At 63.1% G+C, this 13504-nt stretch carries 10 protein-coding genes; 6 read left to right on the top strand and 4 right to left on the bottom strand.

The window, feature by feature from the left end; all coding sequences use genetic code 11:
• Nucleotides 1–62: 62 nt before the first annotated feature.
• From ACFSJC_RS15615 to ACFSJC_RS15605, 3 genes are all read right to left on the bottom strand, one after another.
• Nucleotides 63–1196, bottom strand: a complete 1134-nt coding sequence (locus ACFSJC_RS15615; RefSeq protein WP_386028028.1) for a sodium ion-translocating decarboxylase subunit beta — start codon at nucleotides 1194–1196, stop codon at nucleotides 63–65.
• 5 nt (nucleotides 1197–1201) lie between these two features.
• Complete coding sequence (gene oadA, locus ACFSJC_RS15610) at nucleotides 1202–2989, bottom strand: sodium-extruding oxaloacetate decarboxylase subunit alpha (protein WP_386028027.1); 1788 nt, start codon at nucleotides 2987–2989, stop codon at nucleotides 1202–1204.
• Between the two features lie 94 nt (nucleotides 2990–3083).
• Nucleotides 3084–3332, bottom strand: coding sequence for an OadG family protein (locus ACFSJC_RS15605; protein ID WP_007040962.1), 249 nt, complete (start codon nucleotides 3330–3332; stop codon nucleotides 3084–3086).
• 446 nt (nucleotides 3333–3778) lie between these two features.
• Between ACFSJC_RS15605 and ACFSJC_RS15600 the strand changes: the two genes are divergently transcribed.
• Nucleotides 3779–4693, top strand: coding sequence for a CPBP family intramembrane glutamic endopeptidase (locus ACFSJC_RS15600; RefSeq protein WP_386028025.1), 915 nt, complete (start codon nucleotides 3779–3781; stop codon nucleotides 4691–4693).
• Here the strand turns inward: ACFSJC_RS15600 and ACFSJC_RS15595 are convergent.
• Nucleotides 4629–5390, bottom strand: a complete 762-nt coding sequence (locus ACFSJC_RS15595) for a LytR/AlgR family response regulator transcription factor (protein ID WP_386028023.1) — start codon at nucleotides 5388–5390, stop codon at nucleotides 4629–4631. The genes ACFSJC_RS15600 and ACFSJC_RS15595 overlap by 65 nt on opposite strands.
• Before the next feature lie 228 nt (nucleotides 5391–5618).
• On the opposite strand from ACFSJC_RS15595, the gene argH reads away from it, so the two are divergent.
• From argH to ACFSJC_RS15570, 5 genes are all read left to right on the top strand, one after another.
• Nucleotides 5619–7016: an argininosuccinate lyase gene (argH, locus tag ACFSJC_RS15590; RefSeq protein ID WP_386028021.1), complete on the top strand. Its 1398-nt coding sequence runs from the start codon at nucleotides 5619–5621 to the stop codon at nucleotides 7014–7016.
• Nucleotides 7009–7383 (top strand): nucleotide pyrophosphohydrolase, encoded by a 375-nt coding sequence (locus tag ACFSJC_RS15585; protein ID WP_386028020.1) that lies wholly within the window; start codon nucleotides 7009–7011, stop codon nucleotides 7381–7383. Before argH ends, ACFSJC_RS15585 begins: the two co-directional genes overlap by 8 nt.
• A 100-nt stretch (nucleotides 7384–7483) precedes the next feature.
• Entirely contained in the window at nucleotides 7484–10303 is a 2820-nt protein-coding gene (locus ACFSJC_RS15580; RefSeq protein WP_386028018.1) for a PAS domain-containing protein, read from the top strand.
• Nucleotides 10304–10332: 29 nt separating this feature from the next.
• Nucleotides 10333–10983, top strand: a complete 651-nt coding sequence (locus ACFSJC_RS15575; RefSeq protein ID WP_386028017.1) for an ANTAR domain-containing response regulator — start codon at nucleotides 10333–10335, stop codon at nucleotides 10981–10983.
• A 335-nt stretch (nucleotides 10984–11318) separates the two neighbouring features.
• Entirely contained in the window at nucleotides 11319–13502 is a 2184-nt protein-coding gene (locus ACFSJC_RS15570) for an EAL domain-containing protein (protein ID WP_386028015.1), read from the top strand.
• Nucleotides 13503–13504: the final 2 nt, after the last annotated feature.

The following is a 13504-nucleotide window of genomic DNA, read 5'->3' as shown; positions in this document are numbered from 1 at the left end:
ACAGTCCTCCGCTCGAACGCCCGATCCGACATCGGAGGATCGGGCGTTCGACGCGGATCGGATCAGCTTCCCGTCAAGGCGAGCAATACGCCGGCCGCGACCGCCGAGCCGATGACCCCGGCAACATTCGGTCCCATGGCGTGCATGACCAGGAAGTTGTGGGGATCTTCCTCCAATCCGACCTTGTTGACCACTCGGGCCGCCATGGGAACCGCCGAAACGCCTGCTGCGCCGATCAATGGGTTCACCTTGCCGCCCGTCACACGGTACATGACCTTGCCCATGAGTACGCCGGCCGCCGTGCCGATGCAGAAGGCGAGGGCGCCCAAGACCAGGATGCCGAGCGTTTCGACCGCGAGGAACTTGTCGGCCGACAGCTTGGAGCCGACGGCCAGGCCGAGCATGATGGTGACGGTGTTGATGATCTCGTTCTGGGCCGCGCGGCTCAGACGTTCGACCACACCGGCCTCGCGCAGCAGGTTGCCGAAGGTCAGCATGCCGATCAGCGGCGCCGCCGAGGGCAGCAGCAGGGCGCAGAGGATGAGCACCACGAAGGGGAAGAGGATGCGCTCGAGACGCGACACCGGACGCAGCTGTTGCATGACCACGGCCCGTTCCTGCTTGGTGGTCAGGGCGCGCATGATCGGCGGCTGGATGATGGGCACCAGCGCCATGTAGGAATAGGCCGCAACGGCGATGGCCCCGAGCATGTCGGGCGCCAGGCGCGAGGCGAGGAAGATGGCCGTGGGGCCGTCTGCGCCGCCGATGATGGCGATGGATGCGGCCTCTTGAAGCGTGAAGTCGAATCCAGGCAGGTAGTTGAGCGCCACCGCCCCGATCAGGGTGGCGAAGATGCCGAACTGGGCGGCCGCGCCCAGCAGCAGGGTCGATGGCCGGGCGATGAGCGCACCGAAATCGGTCAGTGCGCCTACCCCCATGAAGATCAGCAGGGGGAAGACGCCCGTTTCCACGCCGACGTGGTAGATCTGTCCGATCATGCCGTCCGGGCCGCCGATGCCGGCGATCGGGATGTTGCTGAGCAGGGCGCCGAAACCGATCGGGACCAGGAGCAGCGGCTCGAACTTCTTGGCGATTGCCAGATAGATGAGCAGGCAACCGATGGCCATCATCAGGCCCTGCCCCCACTCCATGTTGGCGATGCCCATGGAGACCCAGAGTTTGTCGATCGCGTCCATAGCTATCAGCCCAGTACCAGCAGCGGTGCGCCAAGGGCGACGGTTTCACCCTCCTTGACCCGGATCTCGGCGACCTGTCCGGCCCAGGGGGTCCGGACCTCGGTTTCCATTTTCATGGCTTCAAGGATGATGACGACGTCGCCGGCCGCGACCGTCTGGCCTGGCGTGACGCAGAGCCGGACGATGTTGCCGGCGAGTGGCGTCTCGACGACCTGCGTCCCCGCCGATGCGGCGGCCGGAGCGGCCGTCGGTGCAGCGCTCAGGCCGACCGAATCGACGCTGCCCTGGGGCGAGACGCGCACGTCATAGGCGCGGCCGTTGACCTCGATCCGATACTGCTCGGGACCGCTGGCCGGTGCGGCTGGCGCGGCGGGTGCCGGAGCGGCCTCCTGGATCTCCCAGGGACGCGGCTCGAAGGCATCGGGGTTGTTGCGGTTTTCGAGGAACTTGAGTCCGACCTGGGGGAACATGGCGTAGATGAGCACATCGTCCACGACCTGATCGACCAGTTTGAGGGCGCGCTCGCGGGCGATGCCTTCGAGTTCCTCGGTGAGGCGGTCGAGTTCGGGCGGCAGATCGTCGGCCGGACGGCAGCTGATCGGCTCCTCGCCATTCTGCAGCACGCGCGCCTGCAATTCCGGGTCGACCGGAGCGGGGGTCGCTCCGTAGGCACCCTTGAGGACGCCGGCGGTTTCGTTGGTGATGCTCTTGTAGCGTTCGCCAGTGAGCACGTTCAGTACCGCCTGGCTGCCTACGATCTGCGAGGTCGGGGTGACCAGGGGTAGATAGCCCAGCTCCTCGCGCACCTTGGGGATCTCGGCCAGCACCTCGTCGAGTCGATTCTCGGCACCCTGCTCGCGCAACTGGTTCTCCATGTTGGTGAGCATGCCGCCTGGGACCTGGGCGACCAGGATGCGCGAATCCACGCCCTTGAGCGAGCCCTCGAAGCGGGCGTATTTCTTGCGCACCTCGCGGAAATAGGCCGCGATCTCTTCCAGCAGGTTGAGATTGAGCCCGGTGTCGCGATCCGTGCCCTGGAGGATGGCGACCACGGACTCGGTCGGGGAATGTCCGTAGGTCATGCTCATCGAGGAAATGGCGGTGTCGATCATGTCGATTCCGGCCTCGGCGGCCTTGACCGCAGTGGCCGTGCTCATGCCTGTCGTGGCATGGCACTGCATGGCGATCGGGATCGAGCAGGTCTCCTTGAGCCGGGTCACCAACTGCTCGGCCACGTAAGGGCGCAGCAGTCCGGCCATGTCCTTGATGCAGATGGAGTGGCACCCCATGTCTTCGAGCCGTCGGCCCATATCGACCCAGTAGTCGATATCGTGGACCGGGCTGACCGTGTAGGACATGGTGCCTTGGGCGTGGGCGTCGGTGTTCAGCGCGGCATGGACGGCCTGCTCCAGGTTACGCAGGTCGTTCATGGCGTCGAAGATGCGGAAGACGCCGATGCCGTTGAGCGCCGCGCGTTCGACGAACTTCTCGACCAGATCGTCGGCGTAATGGCGGTAGCCCAGCAGATTCTGACCGCGCAGCAGCATCTGCTGCGGCGTGCGTGGCATCGCGGCCTTGAGCTGGCGTAGACGGTCCCATGGATCCTCGCCGAGATAGCGGATGCAGGCGTCGAAGGTGGCTCCGCCCCAGGATTCCATCGACCAGTAACCGACTTGATCCAGCTTCTCCGCGATCGGGAGCATGTCCTCGATTCGCATGCGGGTCGCCAGCAGGGACTGGTGGGCGTCGCGCAGGACGACTTCGGTAATACCGAGTGGGATGTTCTGATTCATGGCATGTTTCTGCGTGTTCGCGCCGACCCCTGCCGCTCGGCATGGGGTGGGCGCTGTCGGTGAGGGTTCGGGACTTGGCGCGGGCCAGCCGACCTCAGCGGCCCCGACGGTAGCGCGCGACGGCCGCACTGATGACCGCGATCAGGTCATCCGATTCGGGCGTCGAGGCGTTCGGGAGTGGATTCGGGCTCAGGGTGGGTTGCGGCTCGGCTGGTGCGATGCGCTGTGCGATCAAGGAGACCAGCCTGAGGATGCCGACCAAAAGCAGTAAGAAGCCGAAGACGATGCCCATGCCGATGCCCATCAGGCGCAGGCTCTCGATCATTAACGTGCTCTCACTCATTAGAACAAGGCTCCATCAGATTGCGTGGTTCGGATTCGTCGCCGTTCGCCGGGACAGCTTCGCCATGAATGCACCGATGGCGCTGGCGATCAGTCCAGCGGATGCCTCGCTCGGTGCAGGGACCACGCAGGCTTCTACCTAGGGATTCAGAGAATCCAACCGCCCCAGACAGCATTTAACGCGGCGAGGTTAACCGCGAAGTCTCTGATCGGCAAGATTTCGATCAAGTTTGGCGGCGGTCCCCATGCACGGGTGCCGAGCGACCCGCGTGGTAGAATCCAGTCTCCAGGCGTTGGTCCTGCTGCATCTCGTTCGCTCCATGCGAGCGTCTTACGCTATCGGATTCGTTTGGCTGACGAGCCCCTCATCCTTTCGGCTTGGCCGCATGCGATCAGCGCCGCAAACCGGGCTTGCGCCCCATTGGACGATCCCAGGCAAATGACACCATGCGTATGACGGCCCTCTTTTTCGCCTATCTGTTCGCCTGTTTTCTGCTGGCGGCACTGTTGACCTATCCACTGATGGCGACGGGCTGGATCGCGATCGACGCGCATCGCGTCATGGGGCGCCTGGCGCAGGTGTTCATCCTGGCCGGGCTCTGGCCCTTGCTGGCGTTTCTGCGGCTCGATGACCGCGCGGCGCTCGGCTATCGGCCGACGGGCGCATTCATGCTGCGTCGCATCGGTCTCGGCTGGCTGGTGGGATTGGCGATCCTCGGCGCTCTGGTGGCGGTCTTGATGACCCTGGAGATCCGTGTTCTGGATCCGGGGCTCGTCATCTGGCCGGGACTGGTCGAAAAGGGGATTCAGGCGCTGATTGGCGGGCTATTGATCGGGGTGCTCGAAGAGACCTTCTTTCGCGGGGCGCTCTACACGGCGATTCGCGGCCGCGACGGGGTGCGCTCGGCGGTGCTCTGGTCCTCGGCGCTCTACGCGGTGCTGCACTTCATGAAGCCGGGTGCCTTGCCCGATGGGATGGCCTTCGACTGGTTTGGCGCTCTGTGGATGTTCGTCCATGCCTTCGCGGATCTCTTCCAATGGAAGAACCTGGATTCGCTGGTCGCGCTCTTCGCGGTCGGTGTCTTTCTCTCGCTGGTACGCGAGCGTAGCGGACACATCGGCTGGTGTATCGGGATGCATGCCGGTTGGGTCTTTGCGATTCAGATGACGCGTCGTGTCTCCGACGGCAACCCGGCCTCGGATCTTGGTTTCCTGGTCGGCGACTATGACGGCACCATCGGCTGGCTGGCCGCCGCCTGGATCGGATCGCTCGCAGCGCTCTTCTGGTGGTGGCGCTCTAGCCGGCCTGGCGATCGCGCTGACTCAGCCAGCGACGGACCTCGGCGAGGTGCCGGCGGCTGACGGACAGGCGATCCTGACAGTCGCGAAGACGGACCGAGGTTGCGCCGTTCGGGTCCTTTTCCAATCCGTGGAAGCGACTGCGCGCCACCAGGGCGTTGCGGTGGATACGCACGAAGAGATCCGGAAACTCCTGTTCCAGTGAACGCAGCGATTCGTCCACCAGGAGCTCGCCGCCGAGATGCCGGACCGTGACATATTTCTGGTCGGCGCGCAGATAGATGATGTCGCTGAGATCCACCGAGCGCATCCGACCTCGGTATTGGGCTGTGATTCGACCGCGTCGAGTCGGGTAGGTCATGGGACAGTCGTGCGACGGCTCTTGAGTGTGATGCGCTGCGAGTGATTGGCTGGCGACCTGCAAGATTTCCTCCAGCCGCTCAGGCCGCACGGGTTTGCAAAGACAGCCTGCGATCTCGTATCCGTTGGTTTGAGGCGGGAGCGGTTGCTCTGAGGTCATGAGGACGACGGTTGGCGGCTTGTCCAGTTTGGCGAGATGATGCGCGGCCTCGAAGCCGCTCAGTCCCGGCATTTGAGTGTCCAGAAAGACCAGATCGACCGGTTGGACCCGGCATCGGGCGATCGCCTCCCAGCCGTCAGATGCCTCGCCGGCAAACTCGTGTCGACCATCGGTTTTCGCCAGCAACTGCCTGATGCGCTTGCGGGTTGGAGAGTCGTCGTCAACCACGAAAATCTTCATGCGGATCCTCCTCTTCCATGGCGTCGGGTCTTCATGTTCGAGCCGACGCGCGCTAATTTTCCCTTATTGAACAAGTTTCTGATCTATGCCGACCGCTTGGTCGAGCGGCCTTGGATCTGTCCTGCTATCGCTTAGGGTCTTACACGTTACGTTTGGTTTCGGCGGATGGCGTTCTTCAGTGAAATCGAGCGTGTAGAATCAGCGCTTTGCCTTTTGCTGGAACGACAGATGCAAGATTCCAATCCATCCTCAAAGCCTTGGGCGGGACGTTTCAACGAACCCACCGATGCCTTCGTCGAGGCATTCACCGCCTCCGTCGACTTCGATCGGCGGCTCTACCGCTACGACATTCAGGGTTCCATCGCCCATGCCACCATGCTTGCCCGTCAGGGCATCCTGACCGAGTCGGAGCGAGATGCCATCGTTGCCGGTCTGGAGGCGGTGCGTGCGCGCATCGACGCCGGAACGTTCGTCTGGTCGATCCCGCTCGAGGACGTCCACATGAACGTGGAGTCGGCCCTGACTCAGGATATCGGCAGCACTGGCAAGAAACTCCATACCGGACGTTCACGCAACGACCAGGTGGCGACCGACGTGCGTCTCTGGCTGCGCGATGAAATTGATACCATTCGCGCCGAAATCCAGCGTCTCCAGCGGGCTTTGCTGGATCTGGCCGAACGCGAGGCGGACACGATCCTGCCCGGATTCACCCATTTGCAGGTCGCGCAGCCCATCACCTTCGGTCACCATATGCTGGCGTGGTTCGAGATGCTGGATCGTGACCGCGAGCGTCTGGCCGACTGCCGTCGCCGGCTCAACGTCATGCCGCTCGGCGCCGCCGCGTTGGCCGGCACCACCTATCCGATCGACCGTCATTACACGGCCCAACTGCTGAATTTCGACCGTCCGGCCGAGAACTCGCTCGACGCCGTTTCCGACCGAGATTTCGCCATCGAATTTACCGCCGATGCAGCCATCCTGATGATGCATCTGTCACGTTTCTCCGAAGAACTCATTCTGTGGTCGTCGGCTCAGTTCGGATTCGTGGATCTGTCCGATAGTTTCTGCACCGGATCCTCGATCATGCCGCAGAAGAAGAACCCGGACGTGCCCGAACTGGTGCGCGGCAAGAGCGGGCGCATCTTCGGGCATCTCATGGGGTTGCTGACCCTGATGAAGGCCCAGCCGCTGGCCTACAACAAGGACAACCAGGAGGACAAGGAGCCGCTGTTCGACAGCGTCGACAACCTCAAGGGGTCGCTCAAGGTGTACGCGGACATGATGGCTAAGGTTAGCTGCAACCGCGAGCGTATGCGCGCGGCCGCTAAACAGGGCTTCAGCACCGCGACCGATCTCGCGGACTACCTGGTCCGCAAGGGCATTCCGTTCCGCGATGCGCACGAGATCGTCGGCAAGGCGGTGGCGCTCGGCGTGCGCGAGGGACGTGACCTGGCCGAGCTGACCCTGGCCGAACTCCAGCAGTTCTCCCCGGAAATCGGCGAGGACGTGTTCGAGGTGTTGACCCTGGAGGGTTCGGTCGCTGCGCGCGATCACATCGGAGGCACGGCTCCCGCTCAGGTTCGGGCCGCCATCGGCCGTGCCCGCGAGCGTCTGGCTCATGACTGACAGTCCGGATCGGCCCGATAGCCTGGGTCGGCTCAACGCCCGTCTGCTGCGCTTTGCCCGAGAGCGCGACTGGGAGCAGTTCCACTCGCCCAAGAACCTCGCCATGGCCTTGGCCGGCGAGGTGGGCGAACTCCTGGAACATTTCCAGTGGCTCACCGAAGCCCAGAGCGCGGCGTTGGACGAGAACAAAAAGCGCCAGGTCTCGCATGAGCTGGCCGACATCCTGCTCTATCTGGTTCGTCTCTCCGAGCGGCTCGATGTCGATCTCATTGCCGCCGCCGAGGAGAAGATCCTCATCAACGAACGCAGATATCCGGCCGATAAGGTGCGCGGAGACGCACGGCGGGCCGACGAATACCCTGACTGATCGGAATCGGCGCACCCGGTGCCGCCGGGGGCGCTCTAGCGCCCGGCGTCCGGGCGAGGGCTTCGTCCCGCCATCGAGTCGATCATGAGGACTTGATCCAATGAGCCACACGAAAGGGACAGGGAGGTCGGACCATCAGAATCCATCGGGGTTGAATCTCGGCGAGGAGATGCTCGCCGAACTGAACGCGCAACTGCAGCGGGAGCGGACGCGTTGCCGCGATCTGGAGCGCGCGCTCGCCGCGTCCGAGGCCAGATACCGCAAGCTCATGTCCTTCACCGACGACCTCATCGCCCTGGTCGATCGCAACTATGTCTACGAATGGGTGAACGACGCCGTTCTGAGGCTGTATCGCAAGACGTATGAGGCAGTCATCGGCCATTCGGCCGCCGAGCTGCTCGGGCGGGATCACTTCGAGAACGAGGTCAAGCCAAGGTTCGATCGCTGTCTGGCTGGAGAGCGCGTGCAGATCGACGAGTGGGTGGATAAGCCGAACGTTGGGCTCAGATTCATGCAAATCAGGCTGACGCCTTCCATGGGGGAGGAGGGGCGCGTCGAGGGCTGTATCATCCATATCCGCGATAACACCGATCGTCGACGGGCGGAAGAGGCGCTGGAGCGCAACGCACGTCAGCTCAAACTCATCACCGACGCCTTGCCCGCCCTCATCGCCTATATCGACGACCAGCAGCGGTACGTTTTCGTCAATGCGGGCTATACGCGCCTCTCGGGGAAGGGGCGCGATTGTTTCATCGGGCGGCCGGTGGTCGAGGCGGTCGGGCCGGATATCTACGCTCAGATTTGCGGCTATCTGGAGCGCGCGCTGGCGGGCAGGGAGGTTAGCTGTCGCTATTCTTTCGAACACGAGACGCATGGTCGGCTGTATTTCGAGGGTATCTACGTTCCGCATCGCGACGAAAACGGCAAGGTGCTCGGCGTCTACTCCCTGGTCCGGGACATCACCCACCACCGGCTGATCGAGGCGGAGCTGGAGCGTCGGGGGCGCATTCTGAGTGCGGTTGCCAGTCTTTCGCGATTGTTCCTGACGACCGATCGCTGGACCGAAATTATGGGCGACGCATTGGGGCAACTCGGAATGGCCGCCGGGGTCAGTCGCGCCTATCTGGTCGAGCATTCGCTGACGTCGGATGGCCGGCCGCTGTGCACCCAGAGCTTCGACTGGTGTTCCGAGGATCTGAGTGCTGATCTCGCGGGGCATCGAACGCTTGAATTCGACTGGTACGCCGAGGGTCTCGGGACCAGTTACGAGACCCTGTGTCGTGGAGACACCGTGACCTGCGGGCAGAGCACCTATTCGGAGGCAGAGGGCCGTTTCTTCGTGCCCCTGGGTATCAAATCGACCCTTTTGGTTCCACTCTTCGTCGATGCGGCCTTCTCAGGCTTCCTCGGATTCGACGACTGTCGCGAGGAGCGGGTCTGGTCTCTGGCCGAGGTCTCGGCGCTTCAGTCGGCGGCCGGGGTCATTGGGGCCGCGATCGAGAAGGCCGAGATCGGTCGCCGCTTGGTCGAACGCGAGCGTCGCTATGCACTGGCCACCGAGGCGGGCAAGGTCGGTGTCTGGGAGTGGAATCTGCGGACTGGGACGGTCTTCGTCGATCCTGTTCTGCAACGCATCATGGAACGGGATTGCGGTGATGACGGCACCGAAATGGACTGCTGGCTCGATTGCATCCATCCCCAGGACCAAGCGATCACTGCTGACATTCGTCGGCAGCTGGAGTTGGGAGAGCTGACGGAGGTCGATCGCCTGTTGCGGGTGCGCGCCCGGGGTGGCGGCATACGCGCGCTCTGCTTCCGTGGCAGCCTGATACGCGATCTCCACGGCGACCCGCTCAAGATCTTCGGGACCGCTATCGATCTCACCGAGCAGCGTCGGGTCGAGGAGGATTTGCGCCGCGCCAACGAGGAGTGGTCCAAGACCTTCGACACGGTTCCCGATCCGATCCTGATTCAGGATCTTCAGGGGCGTCTGCTCAAGGTCAATCGTGCCTGCGCCGAGCGTCTCGACGCCTCCATCGAGGGACTGCTCTCCGATCTGCATCGCGCCTTTCCCGACGAGACAGATGGTTGTGATGGCGAGCAGATTTCTTCGATCCAGGGTGGGCGCACCTGCGTGGCCGAGATCGAGGAGAATGGACAGGGACGTCTACTGCGCGTCACCACATCCCCGCTTTTCGATCATGAGGGCCTGCTTTGCGGTCGCATTCACGTCATCCACGACATCACTGACCGTCAGCGCGCCGAACGCGATCGTTTGGCGCATCTGGAGCGTCAGCGCGACGTCTTGGTGCGCGAGGTGCATCATCGCATCAAGAATCATCTCCAGGGGCTGATGGGACTGCTTTCTCTGGGTGGGGTCAATCATGCGGACTGTGCCGGGATCATCGGCGAGGCGATCGCACAGGTGCAATCCATTGCGACCGTCTACGGCTTGCAAAGCCGGGAGATGGGCGCGGACGTGTGTTTCCGCGAGATGTTCGACGCGATAGTATCCAACGTCCGGGGGTTCAGCCCCGTCCCGATTCGCATGGTGGCGGGGAGCGAGATCGACAGCGAACTCTGCATTGTGCGCGACAAGGCTGTGGTCTTGGCCTTAGTGATCAATGAACTTCTCATGAATGCCGTCAAATGCAGCACCTCGGGATCGGACCAGGATTCCGTCGAGCTAACCCTCAGAGACGACCAGGGACGGCTCGTTCTCACCATCGCCAACTCGGGCGTTCTTCCTCCAGGGTTCGATTTTGAAACCGGCCAAGGGCTTGGAACCGGACTCGGCCTGCTGCGGGATATGCTTCCGCGTCAGGGGGCGTCGCTGTCCATTTCCGGTGGCGTTGGCCGGGTCATGGCGACCGCGATCATCGAACCCCCATTGCTGGTGCGGAGACATCGGTTCTCATGAACGGGACGTCTTAATAAGAAGAGTGTGACATGCAAACATCGACGTTGTTGCTCGTAGACGACGACGAGGTCGTTCTGGCGACCTTCGGCAAGGGGCTCAGGGATGCGGGCTTCGTGGTGCAATTGGCCGCCTCCGGTCAGGAGGCCTTGATGAAGGCGCGCAAGGCCCCGCCCGATCTGGCGGTGCTCGATCTGCGTATGCCGGGGCTCTCCGGCATCGAGACGGCGGAGTTCATGCGTGACATGGGGATTCCCGTCCTCTTTCTATCCGCCTACGACGACTATGACTCGGTCGAACAGGCGATCGCCCGAGGGGCCTTGGGCTATCTGGTCAAGCCCATCGACGTGGTGCGTGCCATCCCGACCATCAGGGCTGCGCTGGAACGCGCGCGCGAGATTCGGGAGTTGGTCGAGCAGAAACGGCGTCTGACCAACGCGGTCGACACGGGCAGTCTCGTCAACGTCGCGATCGGTATTTTGATGGAGCGCCATCGTATCGGGCGGCAGGAGGCTTTCGACTCGATGCGGGAGCGCTCACGCAACGAGCGGCGCAAGGTGCGGGATGTGGCTGGCGACGTGCTGAGCGCCTGGTCGCTCGTGAACGACCTCAAGCCCCTGCCGGTGAAGCCGTCGTCGGCATCCGGTGGCCCAGGTCGCGCAAGCAAAGGTGAGATTGGGTGACCTGGCCGCTGGTTCGGCTGGATCGGGCGGCCTGTGATTCCACGTTCGCCGCATCCTGTCCACAGGACGCGCGACCGCACTCCTGGTGGCGCACCGTCAGCGCGTCGACGGATCTGTTGGGTTGAATCTCGGCCGGATCGCATGTTATTACGCGACGACTTGATGTGTGATTTTCCATCTGTGTGTGGCATATCATCCGCCTGTGATCGACCTGTTCGTGATCCTGGACCCTAAACGCCTGTCCTTGATCCTCCTGCCTGCATCCCGTTCCCCCGGATGCGACCGTTACGAATGACCGCCTTGCTCCTGCGGCCGGAATCCACTGTGGTGAGCGAATGGAAAAGCGCGATCGGGGAACTCTCCCGGATGATCGCCCGGCGTCTGCGCTGGCGATGCATGGACGACCGACAGGGGCGGTCGATGAACGGTTAGAGGGTGGGGGGCATGCGGTTGGAGGGGGCTGCTTCGCGCAGTGCCCTTCGCTTGCGCAGGTCCTATTCAGATATGCGCGCGAGGGCGTCCTCGTGACAGACGGCGAAGGCGTCGTTCTGGATTGCAACGAAGCCTTCACCCAGATCATGGGGCATGCGCGCGAGGAGATCCTCGGACGCCATGCGAGGACCCTCGTTTCCGGTATTCATGGGACCGAGCTGTTCGCAGCCATGTGGCGTGAACTCACCGAAAAGGACCATTGGCGGGGAGAGGTCTGGAGCCGAAGCAAGGATGGCCGGCTCTTTCCGGTGACGCTCATCATGACCGCCGTGCGCGATCCAGAGGGTGCGCGCCGGTATTGCCTCGGGCTCGTCTCCGATCTCTGTGGACAGGAGGAGCAGCGGCGTCATCTCGATTACATCTCCCATTACGATCCGCTCACCGGGCTGCCCAATCGCGTTCTTCTCGTCAATCGATTGCTGCGGGCGATGGATCAGGTCAAGCGTCGCGGCAAGCGTCTGACGGTCGCCTATCTGGATCTGGACGGCTTCAAGGCCGTCAACGATACCCATGGCCATGAAGTGGGGGACCTGCTCCTGGTCGCGCTCGCCCGGCGCATGCCTTTGGCCCTGCGCTCGTGCGACACGATCGCCCGTCTTGGCGGCGACGAATTCGTCGCCGTGCTCTTGGATCTCGACGATTCGACCGGCGAGGCCGTGCTCGAGCGTTTGCTGGTGGCGGCGTCCGATCCGGTGCTGCTGGGCGATGTGGTGCTACAGGTCTCGGTCAGCATCGGTGTCACCCATTATCCCCAGGCGCGTGAGGTCGATGCCGACCAGTTGTTGCGTCAGAGCGATCAGGCCATGTATCAGGCCAAGCTCGCCGGCAGGAACAGCTACCAGCTGTTCGATCCCGAGCAGGCGTTCAACCAGATGGATCGTCACCAGTGTCTGGCCCGAATTCGCACCGCTTTGGAGCGGCGCGAATTCGTGCTGCACTACCAGCCCAAAGTCAACATGCGTACCGGCAAGGTTTTCGGCGCCGAAGCGTTGATCCGCTGGCAGCACCCCGAGCGTGGGATGCTGATGCCCAACGCGTTTCTTCCTCCGATCGAAGGTCATGCAATCGCCGTCGAACTGGGTGAGTGGGTGATCGAGGCCGCCTTGAAGCAGCTTGAGGAGTGGCATGCCGCCGGTCTCCACAGCTCGGTCAGTGTCAACCTCGGCGCCTATCAACTGCAGCGACCGGATTTCATGGAGTGCCTTCGCATGCTGCTGGCGACGCATCCGAGGGTTCATCCGAGCTGCCTCGAACTGGAAATCGTCGAGAGCAGCGCGCTGCAGGACATCGAACGCGTGTCCCAGGTGATCGATGCCTGTCGCGAGATCGGGGTGCAGTTCGCGCTCGACGATTTCGGGACCGGCTATTCCTCGCTCACCTATCTGAAGCGTCTCCCCGCCGCCTCGCTCAAGATCGATCAGACCTTCGTGCGCGACATGCTCGACGATCCGGACGATCTTTCGATCTTGGAAGGGGTGCTGGGTCTCGCCAAGGCGTTCGAGCGCGATGCGATCGCCGAGGGCGTGGAGACGGTCGAGCACGGCTGTTTGCTGCTTCAGCTCGGCTGCGAACTGGCGCAGGGCTATGGGATCGCGGTGCCCATGCCGGGGGCCGATCTACCCGGCTGGGCCTGCGCCTGGCGACCTCCTGTGGTGTGGTCGACAGAGTCTCGGGTGGCCCGCGAGGATTTGCCGGTGATCTTCGCCCAGGTCGAGCATCGCGCCTGGCTGCGCAAGCTCGAGGATGTGGTGTTGTACGGCCGCATGCTGCCGCCGCCCATGCATGTATCTCATTGTCGTTTCGGTCGCTGGCTCTATGGCGAGGGGCGCGTTCGCTACGGCGACCGGCCGTCGTTCGAGACGGTCGAACTCCAGCATCGCCGGATACATGAGCGCGCCAACGAGATCCTGGATCTCAAATGGCAGGGACGGGAAGATCTGGCCGTCTCGCGGCTAAAGACCCTGGACGAGTTGCGCGATTCGTTGTTCGAGGCGCTCAGGTCTTTGGTGAGGGCACGACCTCGTTGAGT

Origin of the sequence: Thiorhodococcus fuscus, assembly GCF_042682685.1 — a bacterium.
Lineage (GTDB): Bacteria > Pseudomonadota > Gammaproteobacteria > Chromatiales > Chromatiaceae > Imhoffiella > Imhoffiella fuscus.
The sequence above is the reverse complement of the archived record's forward strand: the minus strand, read 5'-3'. Positions and strand labels throughout refer to the sequence as shown.

Bases quoted from the DNA above. Each gene is read 5' to 3' on its own strand.
- ACFSJC_RS15585 (WP_386028020.1), top strand. From the start codon at position 7,009: ATGACTGACAGTCCGGATCGGCCCGATAGCCTGGGTCGGCTCAACGCC.
- ACFSJC_RS15600 (WP_386028025.1), top strand. From the start codon at position 3,779: ATGCGTATGACGGCCCTCTTTTTCGCCTATCTGTTCGCCTGTTTTCTG.
- ACFSJC_RS15575 (WP_386028017.1), top strand. From the start codon at position 10,333: ATGCAAACATCGACGTTGTTGCTCGTAGACGACGACGAGGTCGTTCTG.
- oadA (WP_386028027.1), bottom strand. From the start codon at position 2,989: ATGAATCAGAACATCCCACTCGGTATTACCGAAGTCGTCCTGCGCGAC.
- ACFSJC_RS15570 (WP_386028015.1), top strand. From the start codon at position 11,319: ATGGAAAAGCGCGATCGGGGAACTCTCCCGGATGATCGCCCGGCGTCT.
- ACFSJC_RS15595 (WP_386028023.1), bottom strand. From the start codon at position 5,390: ATGAAGATTTTCGTGGTTGACGACGACTCTCCAACCCGCAAGCGCATC.
- ACFSJC_RS15615 (WP_386028028.1), bottom strand. From the start codon at position 1,196: ATGGACGCGATCGACAAACTCTGGGTCTCCATGGGCATCGCCAACATG.
- ACFSJC_RS15580 (WP_386028018.1), top strand. From the start codon at position 7,484: ATGAGCCACACGAAAGGGACAGGGAGGTCGGACCATCAGAATCCATCG.
- argH (WP_386028021.1), top strand. From the start codon at position 5,619: ATGCAAGATTCCAATCCATCCTCAAAGCCTTGGGCGGGACGTTTCAAC.
- ACFSJC_RS15605 (WP_007040962.1), bottom strand. From the start codon at position 3,332: ATGAGTGAGAGCACGTTAATGATCGAGAGCCTGCGCCTGATGGGCATC.